At 61.5% G+C, this 19367-nt stretch carries 19 protein-coding genes; 11 read left to right on the plus strand and 8 right to left on the minus strand.

What is annotated here, in order from left to right; genetic code table 11:
* Positions 1 to 22: 22 nt before the first annotated feature.
* The 4 genes from ACP7BS_RS22335 to ACP7BS_RS22350 all read right to left on the minus strand — a co-directional run bounded on the left by ACP7BS_RS22335 (position 23) and on the right by ACP7BS_RS22350 (position 3144).
* Positions 23 to 511, minus strand: coding sequence for a GNAT family N-acetyltransferase (locus tag ACP7BS_RS22335; protein WP_426239864.1), 489 nt, complete (start codon positions 509 to 511; stop codon positions 23 to 25).
* Between the two features lie 23 nt (positions 512 to 534).
* Complete coding sequence (gene gatA, locus ACP7BS_RS22340; protein ID WP_426239865.1) at positions 535 to 2016, minus strand: Asp-tRNA(Asn)/Glu-tRNA(Gln) amidotransferase subunit GatA; 1482 nt, start codon at positions 2014 to 2016, stop codon at positions 535 to 537.
* Between the two features lie 50 nt (positions 2017 to 2066).
* The gene (gene gatC, locus ACP7BS_RS22345) at positions 2067 to 2354 is read right to left on the minus strand and encodes an Asp-tRNA(Asn)/Glu-tRNA(Gln) amidotransferase subunit GatC (RefSeq protein ID WP_426239866.1); all 288 of its coding nucleotides are present in this window, start codon (positions 2352 to 2354) and stop codon (positions 2067 to 2069) included.
* An 85-nt stretch (positions 2355 to 2439) separates the two neighbouring features.
* The gene (locus ACP7BS_RS22350) at positions 2440 to 3144 is read right to left on the minus strand and encodes a metal-dependent hydrolase (protein ID WP_426239867.1); all 705 of its coding nucleotides are present in this window, start codon (positions 3142 to 3144) and stop codon (positions 2440 to 2442) included.
* A 117-nt stretch (positions 3145 to 3261) separates the two neighbouring features.
* Between ACP7BS_RS22350 and ruvX the strand changes: the two genes are divergently transcribed.
* Positions 3262 to 3756 carry a Holliday junction resolvase RuvX gene (gene ruvX / locus ACP7BS_RS22355; protein ID WP_426239868.1) on the plus strand — a complete coding sequence of 165 codons (495 nt, stop codon included), beginning with the start codon at positions 3262 to 3264 and terminating at the stop codon, positions 3754 to 3756.
* On the opposite strand, the gene ACP7BS_RS22360 is transcribed toward ruvX, so the two are convergent.
* Entirely contained in the window at positions 3693 to 4037 is a 345-nt protein-coding gene (locus ACP7BS_RS22360) for a DUF6105 family protein (RefSeq protein ID WP_426123082.1), read from the minus strand. The genes ruvX and ACP7BS_RS22360 overlap by 64 nt on opposite strands.
* Positions 4034 to 4177, minus strand: coding sequence for a hypothetical protein (locus ACP7BS_RS22365; protein WP_426230025.1), 144 nt, complete (start codon positions 4175 to 4177; stop codon positions 4034 to 4036). The genes ACP7BS_RS22360 and ACP7BS_RS22365 overlap by 4 nt, the downstream gene beginning before the upstream one ends.
* 186 nt (positions 4178 to 4363) lie before the next feature.
* Between ACP7BS_RS22365 and ACP7BS_RS22370 the strand changes: the two genes are divergently transcribed.
* Complete coding sequence (locus ACP7BS_RS22370) at positions 4364 to 5299, plus strand: AEC family transporter (RefSeq protein ID WP_426239869.1); 936 nt, start codon at positions 4364 to 4366, stop codon at positions 5297 to 5299.
* Here ACP7BS_RS22370 and ACP7BS_RS22375 read toward each other — a convergent pair.
* The gene (locus ACP7BS_RS22375) at positions 5281 to 6930 is read right to left on the minus strand and encodes an acyl-CoA dehydrogenase family protein (RefSeq protein WP_426239870.1); all 1650 of its coding nucleotides are present in this window, start codon (positions 6928 to 6930) and stop codon (positions 5281 to 5283) included. The two genes, ACP7BS_RS22370 and ACP7BS_RS22375, sit on opposite strands and share 19 nt — an antisense overlap.
* Positions 6931 to 7129: 199 nt before the next feature.
* On the opposite strand from ACP7BS_RS22375, the gene ACP7BS_RS22380 reads away from it, so the two are divergent.
* From ACP7BS_RS22380 to dprA, 4 genes are all read left to right on the plus strand, one after another.
* On the plus strand, positions 7130 to 8071 hold the full coding sequence (locus ACP7BS_RS22380; RefSeq protein WP_426239871.1) for an aspartate carbamoyltransferase catalytic subunit: 942 nt from the start codon (positions 7130 to 7132) through the stop codon (positions 8069 to 8071).
* Positions 8068 to 9357, plus strand: a complete 1290-nt coding sequence (locus ACP7BS_RS22385; protein WP_426239872.1) for a dihydroorotase — start codon at positions 8068 to 8070, stop codon at positions 9355 to 9357. The genes ACP7BS_RS22380 and ACP7BS_RS22385 overlap by 4 nt, the downstream gene beginning before the upstream one ends.
* 178 nt (positions 9358 to 9535) lie before the next feature.
* Positions 9536 to 10150 (plus strand): glycerol-3-phosphate 1-O-acyltransferase PlsY, encoded by a 615-nt coding sequence (gene plsY, locus ACP7BS_RS22390; RefSeq protein ID WP_426239873.1) that lies wholly within the window; start codon positions 9536 to 9538, stop codon positions 10148 to 10150.
* 6 nt (positions 10151 to 10156) lie between these two features.
* A complete protein-coding gene (gene dprA, locus ACP7BS_RS22395) occupies positions 10157 to 11308 on the plus strand; it encodes a DNA-processing protein DprA (RefSeq protein ID WP_426239874.1) in 1152 nt (383 codons plus the stop codon).
* Here dprA and ACP7BS_RS22400 read toward each other — a convergent pair.
* Entirely contained in the window at positions 11237 to 11494 is a 258-nt protein-coding gene (locus tag ACP7BS_RS22400; protein WP_426230018.1) for a hypothetical protein, read from the minus strand. The genes dprA and ACP7BS_RS22400 overlap by 72 nt on opposite strands.
* Before the next feature lie 360 nt (positions 11495 to 11854).
* Here ACP7BS_RS22400 and topA point away from each other — a divergent pair, with 360 nt between their 5' ends.
* From topA to ACP7BS_RS22425, 5 genes are read left to right on the plus strand one after another with little or no spacing between them, the layout of a single operon-like run.
* Positions 11855 to 14554 (plus strand): type I DNA topoisomerase, encoded by a 2700-nt coding sequence (gene topA / locus ACP7BS_RS22405; protein ID WP_426239875.1) that lies wholly within the window; start codon positions 11855 to 11857, stop codon positions 14552 to 14554.
* Between the two features lie 2 nt (positions 14555 to 14556).
* Positions 14557 to 16932, plus strand: a complete 2376-nt coding sequence (gene rnr / locus ACP7BS_RS22410; protein WP_426239876.1) for a ribonuclease R — start codon at positions 14557 to 14559, stop codon at positions 16930 to 16932.
* Between the two features lie 46 nt (positions 16933 to 16978).
* Positions 16979 to 17440, plus strand: a complete 462-nt coding sequence (locus ACP7BS_RS22415; RefSeq protein WP_426239877.1) for a DUF983 domain-containing protein — start codon at positions 16979 to 16981, stop codon at positions 17438 to 17440.
* A gap of 41 nt (positions 17441 to 17481) precedes the next feature.
* Positions 17482 to 18147, plus strand: coding sequence for an NUDIX hydrolase (locus ACP7BS_RS22420; protein WP_426239948.1), 666 nt, complete (start codon positions 17482 to 17484; stop codon positions 18145 to 18147).
* 13 nt (positions 18148 to 18160) lie between these two features.
* Positions 18161 to 19345 (plus strand): MFS transporter, encoded by a 1185-nt coding sequence (locus ACP7BS_RS22425; RefSeq protein WP_426230014.1) that lies wholly within the window; start codon positions 18161 to 18163, stop codon positions 19343 to 19345.
* Positions 19346 to 19367 lie beyond the last annotated feature (22 nt).

A 19367-nucleotide genomic window follows, 5' to 3' on the forward strand; every position in this document is an offset into this window, starting at 1 on the left:
CCCTTCCGCAGCAAGTAGAGCATCATAGGATCGATTTTTCCAGACGCACCTTGGCCTGGTCCAGACCAAGCGACGGAGAAAAATCCGTGCCTTGCCAGACCTCGGTAAAACCGAGCTTTTTGTAAAGGGAAAGAGCCGGATCGTTGGCCGCATCGGTCTCGATGCTGGCGACACCCAGATTTTCAAAGTGCATACGGGAAAGAAGCTCGCCGATCAGCGCCGAGCCGATGCCCTTGCCCTGCCAGTGCGGAGCAATCCAGATATCGGAAATATAATCCCAGCCGCGGGACCGGTCGCCGGGATGTTCGCGGCTGTCGCGAGCGCCCCAGCCAATCACTTCATTGGCCGCAACGGCGACCAGGACTTCGGCGTCCGGCCGTCCGGCAAATGTCAGAAAGCTGTCTTCAACGCGCGTTTCGACGGTGGGCTCAAACCAGTTCTGGTGAATGCGGTTGGATTTCCAGGCCTCAAATCCGATCAGCGCGACTGCCCCGGTGTCCGCGGCAGTCATATTGCGAAGGCGGAAGGCCGTTTCTACCACCACTTGACCGGCTGGAATTTTCCGGCGGCCTGCTCGATGACATGCGCTGTCTTGAACAGCGTTTCCTCCTCGAACGGCTTGCCGATCAGCTGCAGACCGAGCGGCAGACCCTTGTGGTCGAGACCGGCGGGAACGGCGATACCCGGAAGACCAGCCATGTTGACCGTCACCGTGAAGATGTCGTTGAGGTACATCTTGACCGGATCGGAAGCCAGATCCTCGTCGGCAATGCCGAAGGCGGAGGACGGCGTGGCGGGCGTCAGGATCGCATCGACGCCGGCATGAAAGGCCAGTTCGAAGTCGCGCTTGATCAGCGTGCGGACCTTCTGGGCCTGCAGGTAATAGGCGTCGTAGTAACCGGCCGACAGCACATAGGTGCCGATCATGATGCGGCGCTTGACCTCGGTGCCGAAGCCGCTCGCGCGGGTCTTTTCATACATGTCGGCAATGTCCTTGCCATCGACGCGCAGGCCGTAGCGGACGCCGTCATAGCGGGCCAGGTTGGACGAGGCTTCGGCGGGTGCGACGATATAATAGGCCGGAAGCGCATATTTGGTGTGCGGCAGGCTGATATCGACGATTTCGGCACCGCCGTCCTTCAGCCAGGCAATGCCTTGGCTCCAGAGGGTTTCGATTTCGTCCGGCATGCCATCGACGCGGTATTCCTTCGGAATGCCGATCTTCATGCCCTTCAGCGACTGGCCGAGCGACGCCTCATAATCCGGCACCGGCAGATCGACCGAGGTCGTGTCCTTGGCATCGACCGACGCCATCGACTTCAACAGGATGGCCGCATCGCGCACGTCGCGGGCGATCGGGCCAGCCTGGTCGAGCGAGGAGGCAAAAGCGACGATGCCCCAGCGCGAGCAGCGGCCATAGGTTGGCTTGATGCCGACCGTGCCGGTAAACGCTGCCGGCTGGCGGATCGAGCCGCCGGTATCGGTGGCCGTGGCACCGGCGCAGAGGAACGCCGCAACGGCAGCTGCCGAACCGCCGGAAGAGCCGCCCGGAACCAGATCGAGGTTCGAGCCGGTGGCGCGCCAGGGGTTTTTCACCGGGCCGTAATAGGAGCTTTCGTTCGACGAGCCCATGGCGAACTCGTCCATGTTGAGCTTGCCAAGCATGACGGCGCCGTCGTTCCACAGGTTCTGGGTGACGGTGGATTCGTAACGCGGCTTGAAACCGTCGAGAATGTGGCTGCAGGCCTGGGTATGGATGCCTTCCGTGCCGAACAGATCCTTGATCCCGAGCGGAATGCCTTCGAGCGCACCGGCCTTGCCGCTGGCGATGCGGGCATCCGATGCCTTGGCCATCTCGCGGGCCTTGTCCGGCGTGGTGACGACATAGGCATTCAACGCACCGTTGGCCGCGTCGATCGCGCCGATATAGGCTTCCGTCAGTTCGACGGCGGAGATTTCCTTGGAGCTCAGCTTTGTGCGCGCTTCAGCGATGGTCAGGCGGGTCAGGTCGGTCATGGGCAGGCTTTCAAAATCGGGTGCGTTCGGGCGGCGGCAGCGGCGAAGGCTTATTCGACAACCTTCGGGACGAGGAAGAAATTGCGATCCTCGTTCGGCGCATTGGCGACGATATCGCCGACCTTGTTGCCGTCGGTCACTTCATCGACGCGCTTCTTCATCGCCATCGGGGTCACCGATGTCATCGGCTCGACTCCATCGACATTGACCTCGGAAAGCTGCTCGACGAAACCGAGGATGCCGTTCAGTTCGCCAGTCATGCGCAGCACTTCCTCTTCAGTGACGGCAATGCGGGCAAGGCGCGCGACGCGCTTCACGGTGGCGAGGTCTACGGACATGGGTGTCTCCGGTCTTCAAGGAACTTTCCCCCGCTATAATAGCCGCAGTGCTGCCACGCAACGGGGGAATGCAAACGCAAGCCGCTTAGACGGCAACAATACCGCCGACTGCGGGCGCTTCGACCTTCGCCGACGCGCCGTCCATGCCTGTGATGAAGAGCTCCGGCGTCTGGTCGATGACGCCGAACGAGCCGTAGTGGCAAGGAAGCACGGTGGCGAATTTGAAGAAGCGCTGGCAGGCCAGCGCTGCCACGGCACCGCCCATGGTGAACCGGTCGCCGATCGGCACGAGACCGATTTCCGGCTGGTGCAGTTCCTGGATCAGCGCCATGTCGGAGAAGATATCGGTATCGCCCATGTGATAGAGCGTCGGCTCGTCCTCGAAATGCAGGACGAGGCCGTTCGCGTTGCCGAGCGAGTGCGACACGCCGTCCTCGGTCAGCTGCGCCGAGGAGTGCAGCGCGTTGACGAAGGTGGTGGAAAAGCCGTCGAGATGGATGGTGCCGCCGGTATTGCCCATTTCGATCGCCTGAACGCCCTTCGAGCCCAGCCATGTGGCGAGATCGGCATTGGCAACGACGGTTGCTCCGGTTTCCTTGGCGAGCGCAATCGTATCACCGACATGGTCGCCATGACCGTGGGTGAGGAGAATATGGGTGAGCCCGGCGGCGGCATCCTTGCGCAAGGATTCGTCGAAGGAGGGATTGCCGGTGAAAAAGGGGTCGATGAGGATTTTCGATTTGGCGGTTTCCACATGGAACGCGGAATGTCCGAGCCACTTGATCTTCATGACAATACTCCTTGATTTATCGCGGGGTGATTTGGGATTTATGGCGGGGATGATTTGGCGGCAGGATAGGGATATGGATCACCCGAGTAATCCTAAAAGACCGAATCGGCAAATCACATGGCTGTTCTCAGCATCGAAGACCTCGCATCCGCTCTCCTGCCCAGCCAGGCCATCGCCGGGCTTGATCTCGGCACCAAGACGATCGGCATTTCGGTGTCCGATCTCGGACGCCGGTTCGCCACGCCGCGCGCAGTGATCAAGCGGGTCAAGTTCGGGCTGGACGCGCAGGCGCTGCTTGCGTTGGCCGAGAAGGAAAAGATCGCCGCCTTCATTATCGGCCTGCCGATCAACATGGATGGTTCGGCCGGTCCGCGCGCCCAGGCGACCCGGGCTTTCGTGCACAACATGGCGCAGAAAACGGAACTGCCGTTCATCTACTGGGACGAACGGCTATCGACCGTGGCGGCCGAGCGGGTGCTGATCGAGATGGATGTTTCGAGAAAGAAGCGGGCCGACCGGATCGATTCGGCCGCCGCCTCCTTCATTCTTCAGGGCGCGCTGGACAGGTTGGCATCCTTGGCGAAGGCCGCAGCCACAGATTCGGACGGCTGAGCCGGTGGAAACCGCTTGTTATACCAGGCGCGGATTTCACGGCGCTTGCGGTAGGCGATGATGGCAAACACCAGCAGGCTATCGAAGGCGATGGCGCGAGCGACCAGCGGCGGAATGGTTTCCGGCGGAATGCCGAGCACATTGCCATAGATGGTAAAGACCAGATCGTGCGCCTGACGCGTCAGCATGAAGATGCCGAAACTCATGTCGTAATAGGATAGGCCGTACCAGCCGGTGAGCAGGATGACCGGGCACGCCCAGAGGATCAGGAACCACTTCATGCTGCTCTCCCCTCCACCAATGCGCCATACTTGAACTGCGCCGACAACCGGTCCAGAGCGAGCAAGCTCACAAGGATGACAGCCGGAACCGCCAGATCGAGCGCGAGGCTCGCAAAAAACATCGTCATGATGATGATCAAGCCAGTTCTCACCGAACGTGCTCCATTTCGCAAAACGTTAAAAAACTCTTCAGGTCCACTCTTGCCCGTTAACCTTGAGGGCGCAACGTAAACCATTTGTTAAGGTTAATTTCCGCGTGGCGCGGTTGCCGCGCTGTGGACAAGCGTCTATCGGTGGCCTCTCTCCATGCGTTCAGGCCCTCCCCCATGACGATCATCTTCGAAAGCATCCTGCCGATCTTCCTGCTGGTTTCGCTGGGTGTCTGGCTGAAGCGTTCATCGCTGGTTGATAATACACTGTGGGAAGGACTGGAGCAGCTCGGCTATTATATCCTGTTCCCTGCCCTGTTGTTTTCGACACTGGCAACGGCCGACTTTGCCGGCATGAAGACCGATTCGACCGCGCTCGCGACGATCGGCAGCATTACCCTGATGTCGGCAGCCTTGCTGCTCCTCTGGCCACTGCTGCGTGCCCGCCACGTCTCGTCCGCCGCCTTCACCTCGATCTTCCAGACGGCAACGCGCTGGAACGGCTTTATGGCGCTCGCCATCGCCCAGAAACTCTACGGGCCGCTCGGTCTCAGCCTGACGGCGCTGGTGATGACCTTGGTGATCATCCCCATCAATCTCTACAATATCGGCGTGCTGATCGGCTTCAACGGCGGACCGAAGGGCCTGCGATTCTTCGTCTTCAAGATTGCTACCAATCCGCTGATCGTTGCTTCGGTGCTCGGGATCGTGCTGAATTTCTTTCGGGTTCCCGTCTACGAGCCGGTGCTGACCGCAGTCGAGATGTTGGCCAGCGCCTCGCTCAGCCTTGGACTGGTCATGGTCGGGGCGGGACTGAAGGTCTCGGACGCGCTGCGGCCAAGTTTAGTCGCCCTGCTCGCGGTCTTTCTGAAACTGATCATCATGCCGGTGTTCATGGTCGGCACCGCCTATCTGCTCGGTATCCGCGGCGATGCGCTGCTGGTGATCGCCCTTGGCGCCAGCGTGCCGACGGCGATGAATGGCTATCTGCTGGCCAAGCAGATGGGCGGTGACGCGCCGCTCTATGCTGCCGTCGCTACCATCCAGACAGTCGTGTCGTTCTTTACCATACCGCTGGTTCTAACCGTGACCGGCTATATCGCCGCCGGATAGAGCAGATCGACGATATAGGCGGAATCGAAGCGCGAATCGAGCATGCCATAGGTCGAGCGCCAGCCGGCGGCCAGCCGCGACTCAAGGAACGCATCGGCAATCCGCCCTGCGCCGAGCCGATAGAGTTCGGCAGCAGCAGCAGCCAGCGCCAACTGTTCGACCAGCATGCGGGCTGCCCCCTCGTCGCGCTCGCAGAGCGACATCGCTGCCCTGAGCACATCGACGGTCTTCTTGGCGGATGGGCCGAGATCGCGGCTGATCACCTGGAACAGCAGTTCGAACAGATCCTTGCCACGGGTCAGAACACGCAGCACGTCGAGCGCCATGACGTTGCCGGAGCCTTCCCAGATAGCATTGACCGGTGCCTCGCGATAATGCCGGGCGATCGGCCGTTCCTCGACATAGCCGCTGCCGCCAATACACTCCATCGCTTCGGCGATCAGAGCAGGTGCAATCTTGCAGCTCCAGTATTTGGCAACCGGCGTCATGATCCGCGCGTAAGCGGCGTCTTCGGCGCTGTCGCGCGCCCTGTCGAAGGCTTCGGCAAGACGGAACGACAATGCGCTGGCAGCGGCAACATCGAGCGCCATGTCGGCCAGAACCCGGGTCATCATCGGCTGCGCCACCAGCGGCTTGCCGGAGACCTTGCGGCCGCGCACATGGTGCACGGCTTCGGCCAGCGACGCGCGCATCATACCTGCCGAAGCCAACGAGCAATCGAGGCGCGTCAGCGTCACCATGTCGAGGATGGTGCGGATGCCGGCATCGGGCGAACCGAGCACGAAACCGAACGTATCGGAAAATTCGACCTCGGAGGAGGCATTCGAGCGGTTGCCGAGCTTGTCCTTCAGCCGCTGGAAGCGCAGGCCATTGGCCGAGCCGTCTTCGAGAAGCCGCGGAACAAGGAAACAACCGAGACCGTCACGGGTCTGAGCCAGCATCACGAAGGCATCGCTCATCGGCGCCGACATGAACCATTTGTGGCCGTTCAGCCGGTAGATGCCCTCGCCTACCCGCTCGGCGGTCGAGGTATTGGCGCGCACATCCGTGCCGCCCTGCTTTTCCGTCATGCCCATGCCGATTGTGACGGAGGCCTTCTGCATCCACGGCCGGTTGGACGAATCATACTTCCGCGAAAGGATTTTTGGCGCCCATTCCTTCTGGACGGCCGGCGACGCGGAGATCGCAGCCACCGAGGCGCTGGTCATGGTCAGCGGGCAGAGATGGCCGCATTCGAGCTGCGCCGTCAGGTAGAAGCGCAGGGCGCGAGCCTTGTGCGAGCGGCCGCGCTCATCGGCAATGTTTTCCCAGGCAGACGCGTGCAGGCCCGATGTCACCGAGCGGCGCATCAGCGCGTGCCAGGCGGGGTGGAATTCGACGACGTCGAGCCGCTCGCCGCGCGGCCCATGGGTGCGCAGCTTGGGCAGGCCTTCATTGGCCATACGCGCCAGATCTTGCGCCTCGGGCGAGGTCGCGTAACGGCCGATCGTCTCGAAATCGTCGCGCAGGGGACGCGGCATCGACGCGGCGATATCGACCAGCAACGGGTCGGAGCGGAAGGCATTGATCCCCGACCAGGGTTTCGGCTGGTTCAGATCGGCGAATTTCTGTTCGGTGCGGTTCAGAGTCATGTCGCGTTTCTAACCCAAGTCCCTATGCTTAGGAACAGCAGCGGGATGCGATAAATGCCGCTTCCCGCAACAATTTGCGCGCGGTGCGTTATCGCCACAAAAGCGTGGGGATGTCACGGGTTTGCGCAGCCTTTGCCTTGCCGGGTGGCGCCGCAGTCATTATAGACCCACGCAACTTCACAAAATGAGGCGGCTCCCCATGGATTTCTTTCCGCATCGCCACCTGCTCGGCATCAAGGGCCTGAACGAACAGGACATCACGCTCCTGCTCGACCGGGCCGACGAAGCCGTCAAGATTTCCCGCCAGCGAGAAAAGAAGACCACGACGCTGCGCGGCCTGACGCAGATCAACCTGTTCTTCGAAGCCTCGACCCGGACGCAATCCTCCTTCGAACTCGCCGGCAAACGGCTCGGCGCCGACGTGATGAACATGTCGGTCAGCAACTCCTCGGTGAAGAAGGGCGAAACACTGATCGATACGGCGATGACGCTAAACGCCATGCATCCGGACGTTCTGATCGTGCGCCATTCGTCTGCCGGCGCCGCCGCGCTGCTGGCTCAAAAAGTCTCCTGCTCCGTCGTCAATGCCGGAGACGGCCAGCACGAACATCCGACCCAGGCGCTGCTCGACGCGCTGACAATCCGCCGCGCCAAGGGCAAGCTGTCGCGCATCATCGTCGCGATCTGCGGCGACGTTTTGCATTCGCGCGTTGCCCGCTCCAATATCCTGCTCCTCAACCAGATGGGCGCCCGCGTCCGTGTGGTCGCTCCGGCAACCCTCCTCCCCTCCGGCATCGCCGACATGGGCGCCGAGGTCTACCACTCGATGGAAGAAGGCCTGAAGGGTGCCGATGTGGTGATGATGCTGCGCCTGCAGCGCGAGCGCATGGCCGGCTCGTTCGTGCCTTCGGTGCGCGAATATTTCCGCTATTACGGCCTCGACGCCGAAAAACTGAAAGCTGCCAAGGACGACGCGCTCGTCATGCATCCCGGCCCGATGAACCGCGGCGTCGAGATCGCTTCTGAGATCGCCGACGGACCGCAAAGCGTCATCGAGCAGCAGGTTGAAATGGGGGTTGCGGTGCGCATGGCCGTGATGGAGACGCTTCTTCTTTCGCAGAACCAGGGGCCACGCACATGAGCAACGCCCTCGTCCTGAAAAACCTGCGCATCATCGACCCCTCGCGCAACCTCGATGAAACCGGCGATATCATCGTCGAAAACGGCGTCATCGTTGCCGCCGGACAGTCTGCCCAGAACCAAGGTATTCCCGAAGGCGCCGAAATCAAGGACTGCACCGGCCTCGTTGCCGTGCCCGGCCTGGTCGATGCCCGCGTTTTCGTCGGCGAGCCCGGTGGCGAGTATCGCGAAACCATCGAATCCGCATCACGGGCTGCGGCCGCCGGTGGTGTCACCTCGATCATCACCATGCCCGATACCGATCCTGTCATCGACGATATCGCGCTGGTGCAGTTCGTCCAGAAGACGGCGCGCGACAAGGCGCTGATCAATGTCTATCCGGCGGCAGCGCTGACCAAGCATCTCGACGGTGAAGAGATGACAGAGTTCGGCCTGCTGCGCGAAGCCGGCGCCGTCTGCTTCACCAATGGCCGCCGCCCGGTGCACGACACGCTCGTCCTTCGCCGCGCCATGACCTATGCCCGCGAATTCGGCGCCGTCATCTCGCTCGAAACCCGCGACAAGTATCTCGGTGCGGATGGCGTCATGAACGAAGGGCTGCTCGCCAGCTGGCTTGGCCTCTCCGGCGTGCCGCGCGAAGCCGAAATCATTCCGCTGGAGCGCGACCTGCGCATCGCCGGACTGACCAAGGGCGCTTATCACGCCGCAAAAATCTCGCTGCCGGAATCGGCCGACGCCATCGCCACGGCCCGCAAACGTGGCGCCAACGTCACTTGCGGCATCTCGATCAATCATCTGACATTGAACGAGAACGATATCGGCGAATACCGCACCTTCTTCAAGCTGTCGCCGCCGCTGCGTGGCGAAGACGATCGCGTCGCGATGGTTGAGGCTCTGGCCAACGGCACGATCGACATCATCGTTTCGTCGCACGATCCGCAGGACGTCGATACCAAGCGCCTGCCGTTTGCCGATGCCGCCGACGGCGCGATCGGGCTGGAGACCTTGCTGGCTGCCGCCTTGCGCCTGCACCACAGCGGCACCGTGCCCCTGATGCGCCTGATCGATGCAATGTCGACACGGCCCGCCCAGATCTTCGGGCTTGATGCCGGCACGCTGAAACCCGGCGCCAAGGCCGACATCACGCTGATCGATCTGGAAGAGCCCTGGATTTTCGGCAAGGACGCGATCGTCTCCCGCTCGAAAAACACGCCGTTCGAAAATGCCCGCTTTACCGGCCGGGCCGTTCAAACCTATGTTGCGGGAAAACTGGTCTATTCGCTGTAATCAAGCGACGGAGCTGCCCCTTATCCGCCCCTACTTGTTTGAGAACAAGGGCGGGCACCCTCTCCCCGCAAGCAGGGAGAGGGATTTGCGGCAAGCTTCGTCGTCCCCTCGCCCCACATCCGGGAGAGGGTGAGGGTAAGGGGCAATATCCGCCGAGGCGGAATTGGGGAGGCAATAGGTGTCTGACATATTTTCCTGGCAACTCGGGCTGGCGCTGACGGCCGGTGCCGCAATCTTCGGCTATCTGCTCGGCTCCATCCCCTTTGGCCTCATCCTCACCCGCATGGCCGGGCTGGGCGATGTGCGCAAGATCGGCTCCGGCAATATCGGCGCGACCAATGTGCTGCGCACCGGCAACAAGAAGCTGGCTGCCGCGACATTGCTGCTCGATGCCCTGAAGGGAACTGCCGCTGCGGCCATTGCCTCACGCTGGGGCATCGAGGCCGGTATTGCCGCCGGTTTCGCCGCATTCCTCGGGCATCTCTATCCCGTCTGGCTCGGATTCAAGGGCGGCAAGGGCATTGCGACCTATATCGGCGTGCTGCTCGGGCTGGCCCCGATCATGGTTCTTCTATTTGCCGCAATCTGGCTGGCGATGGCGAAGCTCACCCGTTACTCCTCCCTCTCGGCGCTGGTTGCAACGCTTATCGTTCCGGTTGTATTGTTGGCAGCCGGATACGGAAAGATCGGTCTGCTGTTCGTGGTGATGAGCATCATCACCTGGATCAAGCACCGGGCAAATATCCAGCGGCTTTTGGCCGGCACGGAAGGCCGGATCGGGGAAAAGGGATAGGCCATTATGTCGAGCGACGGCGCAGGACGAAACGGGATTGCGCTTTCGGAACGACAAAGAATAGCCTGGCTGAGGCTGATCCGCAGTGACAATGTCGGCCCGGCAACATTCCGCGATCTGATCAATCATTTCGGCTCGGCTGAAACCGCGCTTGCGATGTTGCCCGAACTGTCACGGCGCGGCGGCTCGACCCGGGCAATCCGCATCGCCTCTGTGGAAGAAGCCGAAAAAGAACTCGCTGCCGCCCACCGGTTCGGCGCACGCTTCATCGGCATCGGCGAACCGGATTATCCGCCGGCCCTGCGCCAGATCGACGGCGCCCCGCCGCTGCTCGCCGTCAAGGGTAACTCCAACATCGGTACCATTCCGTCCCTCGGCATCGTCGGTTCGCGCAACGCCTCGATCAGCGGCACGAAATTCGCTGCCATGATCGCCCGCGACGTCGGGCGCACCGGATACTCCATCATATCCGGGCTTGCACGCGGCATCGATACGGCGGCACACCGCGCCAGCCTGGAGACGGGGACGATCGCGGCGCTAGCCGGCGGTTTGGACCAGCCCTATCCGCCCGAAAATATCGGCCTGCTGGACGAGATCACCGAAGGCAATGGTCTGGCAATCAGCGAAATGCCGTTCGGCTGGGAGCCGCGCGCCCGCGACTTCCCACGCCGCAACCGGTTGATTGCCGGTGTCAGCCTCGGCCTTGCAGTCGTTGAAGCGGCATCCCGGTCAGGATCCCTGATCACAGCCCGCTATGCCGCCGATTTCGGCAGGCTCGTTTTTGCAGTACCCGGCTCGCCGCTCGATCCGCGCTGTCATGGCACCAATGGGCTTTTGAAGGATGGTGCGATCGTTACGACAGAGGCACAGGATATCTTGCAGGCGCTCGCACCGCTCAGCCGTATCGACCTGTTTTCGCCACCGCAGGCGGAGGAACCGGGCGAACATGATGCCGGGCCGATGGCGCCGCCGCCGAATGAGAACGATCGTATGCGGATCACTGACGCGCTCGGGCCGACGCCCGTCGAGATCGACGATATCATTCGCCACACCGGCCTTTCCGCATCAGCCGTCTATCTTGTCCTTTTAGAATTGGACCTTGCCGGACGGCTTCACCGGCATCCCGGCGGCCTTGTTTCCCTCAGCATTGGAGAATGACAGCTGTCTTTTCCCGGACAGGATGTCGCCGGCTTCGACAAAAGCCATTTCGATCAGGTAGCACAGCATATCGGCACCCTCGTTGGCGGCGACGCCACGGAGCTCTCCGAGCATATGCCGGATATAGGCGACCTTTTCGCGGGCCTGTGCTTCTTTCCTGCCGGCCCCGGTTGAATTCGGAATCATCGGTTTTCCCTGTGGTGCATTCAAAATCCGCCCATAGACAGGCACGCATTGGTCGAGCGGAACACCATACAACACCGTTCGGTCGTGTTGGCTGCCAGCTCAAGGAAAGGCTCCGGAAGCACCGCTTTCCGCCATTACCCCGGGAGATGGAAACTACACTTCAAAGACGATATCGCATTTATCTTTAATTGCAATATGCACGTAATCCCTTATAGGTTGCATCTCGTTGTGGCGGCTTATTTTAGACCGAGCACTTGACCGCAGACGAATCCCTGTCCATGTCGGGGCATCGATATTTCCCATTGTGCCGCCCCTCCCCGGCCTGGCACAGCTTTGAACGGTTGCTTTGAGAATATGACCATGAATGTCGTCGTCGTGGAATCGCCTTCAAAGGCGAAGACCATCAACAAGTATCTGGGTCCCGGTTACAAGGTTCTCGCCTCCTTCGGTCACGTCCGCGACCTGCCAGCCAAGGACGGCTCGGTTTTGCCGGACGACGATTTCGCCATGCTGTGGGAAGTGGACACCGCGTCCGCCAAGCGCATGAAGGACATTGGCGACGCCTTGAAATCGTCCGATGGCCTCATTCTCGCAACCGACCCGGATCGCGAGGGGGAAGCGATTTCGTGGCACGTGCTCGATCTGCTGCGGAAGAAGAAACTGATCGGCGACAAGCCGGTTCAGCGCGTCGTCTTCAACGCCATCACCAAGAAGGCCGTGCTCGATGCGATGGCCAATCCGCGCGATATCGATATCCCGCTGGTCGATGCCTATCTCGCACGCCGGGCGCTCGATTATCTCGTCGGCTTCAATCTTTCGCCGGTGCTGTGGCGCAAGCTGCCGGGCGCCCGCTCGGCCGGCCGCGTACAGTCCGTGACGCTGCGTCTGGTCTGCGACCGCGAATCGGAAATCGAACGCTTCGTTTCGGAAGAATACTGGAATCTCTCGGCGCTTCTGAAGACACCGCGCGGCGATGAGTTCGAGGCGCGGCTGGTCTCGGCTGCCGGCAACCGGCTACCGCCGCGTGGCGTGACCAATGGTGAGGACGCCGGCAAGCTCAAGGCTTTGCTCGACGGCGCCGCCTACACGGTCGACAGCATCGAAGCCAAGCCGGTGAAACGCAATCCGTCGCCACCTTTCACCACATCGACGCTGCAGCAGGCCGCCTCTTCCAAGCTCGGATTTTCGGCGTCGCGCACCATGCAGGTGGCGCAGAAGCTTTATGAAGGTATCGATCTCGGCGGCGAGACCGTCGGTCTCATTACCTATATGCGTACGGACGGCGTGCAGATGGCAGGTGAAGCGATCGACGCGGCGCGCAGCGCCATCAGCGACCAGTTCGGCAGCCGTTACGTGCCGGAAAAGGCTCGCATCTATTCGACCAAGGCGAAGAATGCCCAGGAAGCGCACGAGGCGATCCGCCCAACCGACTTCACCCGCATTCCCGACCATGTCCGCAAGTTTCTCGATGCCGACCAGTTGCGTCTCTACGACCTGATCTGGAAGCGCGGCATTGCCAGCCAGATGGCGTCAGCCGAAATCGAGCGGACCACCGCCGAGATCACCGCCGACAACAAGGGCGAAAAGGCCGGCCTGCGGGCCGTTGGCTCGGTCATCCGTTTCGATGGCTTCATCGCGGCCTATACCGATCAGAAGGAAGATGGCGAGAGCAGCGACGATGGCGACGAGGACGGCCGCCTGCCGGAGATCAACGCACGCGAAAACCTCGCCAAGCAGAAGATCAACTCGACCCAGCACTTCACCGAGCCGCCGCCGCGCTATTCGGAAGCTTCGCTGATCAAGAAGATGGAAGAGCTCGGCATCGGCCGCCCCTCCACCTATGCCGCGACGGTGACGACGCTGCTTGATCGCGAATATATCATCAACGACAAGCGCAAGCTCATCCCCGAAGCCAAGGGCCGGCTGGTCACCGCCTTTCTTGAAAGCTTCTTTGCACGCTATGTCGAATATGATTTCACCGCATCGCTGGAAGAAAAGCTCGACCAGATTTCCGCCGGTGAACTGAACTGGAAGGATGTCCTTCGCGATTTCTGGAAGGACTTTTTTGCCCAGATCGAAGACACCAAGGAACTGCGCGTCACCAACGTGCTCGACGCGCTGAACGAAGAACTGGCCCCGCTGGTCTTCCCGAAGCGCGAAGACGGCAGCGATCCGCGCATCTGCCAGGTCTGCGGCACCGGCAAGCTGTCGCTGAAACTCGGCAAATACGGCGCCTTCGTCGGCTGCTCGAACTATCCGGAATGCAATTTCACCCGCCAGCTTTCCTCAGACAGCAAGAACGGCGACGAGGCTGCCGTCTCCAACGAGCCGCTGGCACTCGGCAAGGATCCACATACGGGCGAGGAAATCACCCTGCGCTCGGGCCGTTTTGGACCCTATGTCCAGCGCGGCGACGGCAAGGAAGCCAAGCGCTCGAGCCTGCCCAAGGGCTGGACGCCAGCCAACGTCGATCATGAAAAGGCGCTGGCCCTTCTGTCGCTGCCGCGCGATATCGGCGCCCATCCGGAAACCGGCAAGATGATCTCGTCCGGCCTTGGCCGCTACGGGCCATTCATCCTGCACGACGGCAAATATGCCAATGTCGAGAGCATCGAGGACGTGTTTTCGATCGGCCTCAACCGCGCGGTCTCGGTTCTTGCCGACAAGCAGGCGAAGGGTCCCGGCGGACGCGGAGCCTCAGCTGCCCCGCTCAAGGAAGTCGGCGATCATCCCGATGGCGGACCGATTACCGTCAAGGACGGCAAGTATGGTCCTTACGTCAACTGGGGCAAGGTCAATGCGACCCTGCCGAAAGGCAAGGACCCGGTATCGGTGACGATGGAGGATGCCCTCATGCTGATCGCCGAGCGCATTGCCAAGGGCGGCATCAAGCCGGCCAAGGGCAAGGCAACCAAAACCTCCAAGCCGAAAGCTGCCGCAAAGGCCGATACAGCCACGACCAAGTCGGCCAAGCCAAAGGCAGCCGCCAAACCGAAGGCCGCTGCAAAGCCGAAGGCGGCGACCAAGCCAAAGACAGCTGCAAAAGCAAAGAAAGACTGAACGTGACCAAAAACCCGCGCGATCGAACCGAACGGCCCGGAAAACCCGCAGTCCGGATCGGACGCGCGGGCAAGAAGGCCATCATGCCGGCCGATGACACCGTGATCATCCACGGCGCTGTGCCCCCGCGCGACGTGTTGATGCGCTTCATTTCGGAAAATCCGGACAAGGCCTCCAAGCGCGAAATCTACAAGGCTTTTGGCCTGAAGGGTGAAACGCGCATCGAGCTGAAATCCCTGCTGCGCGAAATGGAACAGGACGGGCTTCTAGAAAAGAAGCGGAATTCACTGGTGCGCCCCGGCGCCCTGCCCCCCGTCACCGTTCTGGACATCACCACCCGCGACAAGGATGGCGAACTGATCGGCCGTCCGGCCGAATGGCCGGATGACGCGGGCGTTGCACCCGCCGTGTCGATCCGTCAGTCGAGCGTCGGCCAGTCGAAGGGCAAGATGCCGGTCGGCGGCATTGGCGACCGAGTTCTGGCCAAAATCTTTCCAGCCAAGGATCGCGGTGGCCCGGCCTATACGGCGCGCATCATCAAGGTGCTCGACCGCAAGCGCAATAATAACGCGGCCCTTGGCGTCTTTCGCGCTTCGCCGGATGGCGGCGGCCGGATCATGCCGATCGAGAAGCGCGGCGAGGAAATGCAGGTCGATGCCGAGCATCAGGGGCCGGCCAAGGACGGCGATCTGGTCGAGGTCGAAATCGTCCGCTCCGGCCGCTTCGGCCTGCCGCGCGCCGCAGTCAAGACCGTCATAGGCTCGGTTGCCACCGAAAAAGCCATCTCGATGATCGCCATTCATGCCCATGGCATTCCCTATATCTTCCCCGACAGCGTCATTAAGGAAGCCGATGCTGCCGGTCCCGCCACCATGTCGCATCGCGAGGACTGGCGCTCGCTGCCGCTGATCACCATCGATCCTGCCGACGCCAAGGACCATGACGACGCCGTCCATGCCGAGCCCGACCCATCGCCCGATAATGAAGGCGGCGTCGTCGTCACCGTCGCGATCGCCGATGTCTCCTGGTATGTACGGCCGAAATCGGCGCTCGATCACGAAGCCGCCAAGCGCGGCAATTCCGTCTATTTTCCCGACCGCGTCGTGCCGATGCTGCCTGAGCGGATTTCCAACGAATTGTGCTCGTTGAAACAGGGTGTAGACCGGCCGGCGCTCGCCGTGCGGATGCGGTTCTCGAAGGAAGGCCGCAAGGCTGGCCATACCTTCCATCGCATCATGATGAAGAGCGCTGCCAAGCTCTCCTACAATCAGGCACAGGCGGCGATCGACGGCAACCCGGACGATCAGACCGGGCCGTTGCTGGAACCGATCCTGAAGCCGTTATGGAACGCCTACGCGATCCTGACGCGCGGCCGCGAACGGCGCCAGCCGCTCGAACTTAACATGCCCGAACGCAAGATCGTCCTGAAAGCCGACGGCACCGTCGACCGCGTCTTCGTGCCGGATCGCCTCGACGCCCACAAGCTGATCGAGGAGATGATGATCCAGGCCAATGTGGCCGCTGCCGAGACGCTGGAGATCAAGCGCCAGCCGCTGGTGTACCGCGTCCATGATGCGCCCTCGCTCGCCAAGCAGGAGACGCTGCGCGAGTTTCTGGCAACGCTCGATCTCTCGCTCGTCAAGGGCGGCAATCTGCGCTCCAACCATTTCAACGGCATTCTGTCCCAGGCCGTCGATAAGCCTTACGAGACGATGGTCAACGAGATGGTGCTGCGCTCGCAAAGCCAGGCGATCTATAGCCCGGAAAATATCGGCCATTTCGGCCTCAATCTGATGAAATACGCGCACTTCACTTCGCCGATCCGCCGCTACGCCGATCTGATCGTGCACCGCGCGCTGGTCGGTACGCTGGGGCTCGGCGAAGGCGGCATCACGCCGGCCGAGGAAGCGGCGCTCAACGATATCGCGGCCGAAATTTCCACATTCGAGCGCCGGGCGATGGCCGCCGAGCGCGATACGGTCGACCGGCTGATTGCCCATCATCTCAGCGGCCGGATCAACGAGGAATTCGACGGACGCATATCTGGTGTGACCAAGGCGGGACTATTTGTCACTCTTCCCGCCTATGGCGCCGATGGGTTCGTACCTATATCTACGCTGGGACGCGATTATTTCATCTATGACGAGGCCCATCAGGCCCTTTCCGGCGAAAAAACCGGACTTGGCTATCGTCTTGGCGATCAGATCCGCGTCAAACTGGTGGAAGCTGTGCCGCTTGCCGGCGCGCTCCGCTTCGAGATGATCAGCGAAGGACGCAAGATGCCGACGGCAACGCGCTCCTTCCACAAGTCCGGCCGCAGGGATCGCAGCGGCGCTCGCAAGATGCCGGGAACGCGACTACCGCGCGGCAAGCGATAAAGGATGTGAGGGATTTGCCTTGCGTCCGCAGATTGAGGATATGGACATGCAGGCAACTGGCAGCACTCCGGAAACCGTCCGCTTCGAGCAGACGCGCGAAGCCGATCGTCCCGTTGGACGATCGATCAAGCGCGGGCTTTTGAACCAGTGCCCAGCCTGCGGCAGCGGCAAGCTGTTCGGCCGTTTCCTCAAGACCGTGCAGGCCTGCTCGTCCTGCGGCGAGCAGCTCGACAAGCATAGCGCCGACGACTTTCCGCCCTATATCGTCGTCACCATCATGGGTCACATCGTGCTTGGCGGCTTCATGGCAACCGAAATGATCCTGCCAATGTCCAACTGGGGGCACCTGGCGATCTGGGTGCCGATCACCGTCATCGGCTCGCTCGCCATGATGCAGCCCGTCAAGGGCGGCGTCGTCGGCCTGCAATGGGCCCTGAAGATGCACGGTTTTGGCGGTCACGATGACGAACCGGCGGACGCCCTGCCGGTACCGGACCGGGCTGCGTGACCACCAGCCGCGACGGGTCGGTGAACGACACGCCCTCGGACATGGTCAAAATTCGCTCGCCGCGGCCGCGTGAAGCCGCGTCGATCATGCTGCTCGACCGCTCGCAGAATTGCGTGCGCGTTCTCGTCGGCCGGCGCAACAAGGCGCATGTCTTCATGCCGAACCTGCACGTCTTTCCAGGCGGACGCAGGGACAAGGACGACCATAGGCTCGCCTTCAGCGGCGATATCCACCCGGATGTGCTGGAACGCCTCAAAACCGCTTACAATTACGCCGCCTCCGAAAGCCGGCTGCGTGCCATTGCGCTTGCGGCAGTGCGTGAACTGCACGAAGAGGCGAGCATCGCAGTCGGCACCAAAGACTGCGGAAACACTCTGTTACCTTTCCTTCCCGATCTGACAAACTTGCGCTATATGGCACGGGCGATTACGCCGCCAGGACATCCGCGCCGTTTCGACACCCACTTCTTCGCCCTGTTCACGGACGAGGCGGGCGTCGATCCCCGCGATATCCGCGACAGCCGGGAGCTCGAAGATTTGAGATGGATTGATGTGAACGATGTGTCAGCGGTCCGGTTGCCGGACATTACCGGGATCATCCTTGGCGACTTGAGGGCAAGCCTTCAATCCGACGCATCTCTGCCCTTCGGGAGACCGGTGCCGTTCTACCACACGCGTCATGGGCGCCTTGTCCGCGACCTCCTTTAGGGAATTTCACTGCATGTCACAGCCGCCGTCCGGCACGCCTGCGCCGGTTGAGGAAATACACTGGCCATCACTGGTTGCTGCCATCGCTGCGATCTCGGCCGTTGGCATCGCGATTGGCCTCGGTCTGCCGCTGCTCAGCATCATCATGGAAAAGCGCGGCATCTCCTCGACGATGATCGGGCTGAATTCGGCGATGGCTGGTCTTGCCTCGATGGCGGCAGCGACCGTCACAGCGAAGATCGCCCATCGTTTCGGCGTCGCCAATACGATGCTGCTCGCCATTGTCTTTGCCGCGATCAGCGCGCTCGGCTTCTATTATATCGAAAACTTCATATTGTGGTTTCCGCTGCGCGTCGTCTTCCACGGCGCGATCACCGTGCTGTTCGTCCTCTCAGAGTTCTGGATCAACGCCACGGCGCCGCCGAGCCGCCGCGGGCTTGTTCTCGGCATCTACGGCACAGTCCTGTCGCTCGGCTTTGCAGCCGGCCCCCTGCTCTTCTCCATTCTTGGCAGCGAGGGCATCCTGCCATTTGCGTTTGGTGCCGGCGTCATTCTGCTGGCGGCCATTCCGATCTTCCTCGCCCGCAACGAAAGCCCGGAACTCGACGAGAAACCGGAGCTGCATTTCATGCGCTACGTGTTCCTGGTCCCAACCGCGACCGCCGCCGTGTTCATTTTCGGCGCCGTCGAATCGGGTGGCTTGTCGCTCTTTCCGATCTACGGAACCCGCAGCGGCTTCACCGAATCGCAGGCTGCCCTGCTTTTGACCGTCATGGGCATCGGCAACGTCATTTTTCAGATTCCGCTCGGCATGCTGTCCGACCGCATGACGGACCGTCGCAATCTGCTTGCCTTGATGACCGTCGTCGGCTTGATCGGCGCACTCTGCCTCCCCCTGCTGCAGGGCAACTGGTGGCTGATGGCAATCGTGCTGCTGTTCTGGGGCGGAAGCGTCTCCGGCCTTTACACCGTCGGCCTCAGCCATCTCGGTTCCCGCCTGACCGGCGCCGACCTCGCGGCCGCAAATGCAGCCTTCATCTTTTCCTATGCAGTCGGAACTGTGGCAGGCCCCCAGGCTATCGGTGCCGCCATGGATATTTCGGGGAATAACGGATTTGCCTGGGCAATCGCCGGATTCTTCGGGCTTTATGTGGTACTTTCCGTGGTGAGAATCGTTTTCAATCCAAAACGGACTTGACTTTTCGGGCGCGATTTGTAGT

The organism is Pararhizobium sp. DWP1-1-3, assembly GCF_049896125.1.
Taxonomy (GTDB): Bacteria; Pseudomonadota; Alphaproteobacteria; order Rhizobiales; family Rhizobiaceae; genus Pararhizobium.

What these genes read in the sequence shown, in the direction of transcription:
- ACP7BS_RS22425 (WP_426230014.1), top strand. Translation starts at nt 18,161, where the DNA reads ATGTCACAGCCGCCGTCCGGCACGCCTGCGCCGGTTGAGGAAATACAC.
- gatC (WP_426239866.1), bottom strand. Translation starts at nt 2,354, where the DNA reads ATGTCCGTAGACCTCGCCACCGTGAAGCGCGTCGCGCGCCTTGCCCGC.
- gatA (WP_426239865.1), bottom strand. Translation starts at nt 2,016, where the DNA reads ATGACCGACCTGACCCGCCTGACCATCGCTGAAGCGCGCACAAAGCTG.
- ACP7BS_RS22350 (WP_426239867.1), bottom strand. Translation starts at nt 3,144, where the DNA reads ATGAAGATCAAGTGGCTCGGACATTCCGCGTTCCATGTGGAAACCGCC.
- ACP7BS_RS22400 (WP_426230018.1), bottom strand. Translation starts at nt 11,494, where the DNA reads ATGATTCCGAATTCAACCGGGGCCGGCAGGAAAGAAGCACAGGCCCGC.
- ACP7BS_RS22420 (WP_426239948.1), top strand. Translation starts at nt 17,482, where the DNA reads ATGGTCAAAATTCGCTCGCCGCGGCCGCGTGAAGCCGCGTCGATCATG.
- ACP7BS_RS22380 (WP_426239871.1), top strand. Translation starts at nt 7,130, where the DNA reads ATGGATTTCTTTCCGCATCGCCACCTGCTCGGCATCAAGGGCCTGAAC.
- ACP7BS_RS22360 (WP_426123082.1), bottom strand. Translation starts at nt 4,037, where the DNA reads ATGAAGTGGTTCCTGATCCTCTGGGCGTGCCCGGTCATCCTGCTCACC.
- ACP7BS_RS22385 (WP_426239872.1), top strand. Translation starts at nt 8,068, where the DNA reads ATGAGCAACGCCCTCGTCCTGAAAAACCTGCGCATCATCGACCCCTCG.
- ACP7BS_RS22375 (WP_426239870.1), bottom strand. Translation starts at nt 6,930, where the DNA reads ATGACTCTGAACCGCACCGAACAGAAATTCGCCGATCTGAACCAGCCG.
- dprA (WP_426239874.1), top strand. Translation starts at nt 10,157, where the DNA reads ATGTCGAGCGACGGCGCAGGACGAAACGGGATTGCGCTTTCGGAACGA.
- ACP7BS_RS22370 (WP_426239869.1), top strand. Translation starts at nt 4,364, where the DNA reads ATGACGATCATCTTCGAAAGCATCCTGCCGATCTTCCTGCTGGTTTCG.
- ACP7BS_RS22415 (WP_426239877.1), top strand. Translation starts at nt 16,979, where the DNA reads ATGCAGGCAACTGGCAGCACTCCGGAAACCGTCCGCTTCGAGCAGACG.
- ruvX (WP_426239868.1), top strand. Translation starts at nt 3,262, where the DNA reads ATGGCTGTTCTCAGCATCGAAGACCTCGCATCCGCTCTCCTGCCCAGC.
- topA (WP_426239875.1), top strand. Translation starts at nt 11,855, where the DNA reads ATGAATGTCGTCGTCGTGGAATCGCCTTCAAAGGCGAAGACCATCAAC.
- ACP7BS_RS22335 (WP_426239864.1), bottom strand. Translation starts at nt 511, where the DNA reads ATGACTGCCGCGGACACCGGGGCAGTCGCGCTGATCGGATTTGAGGCC.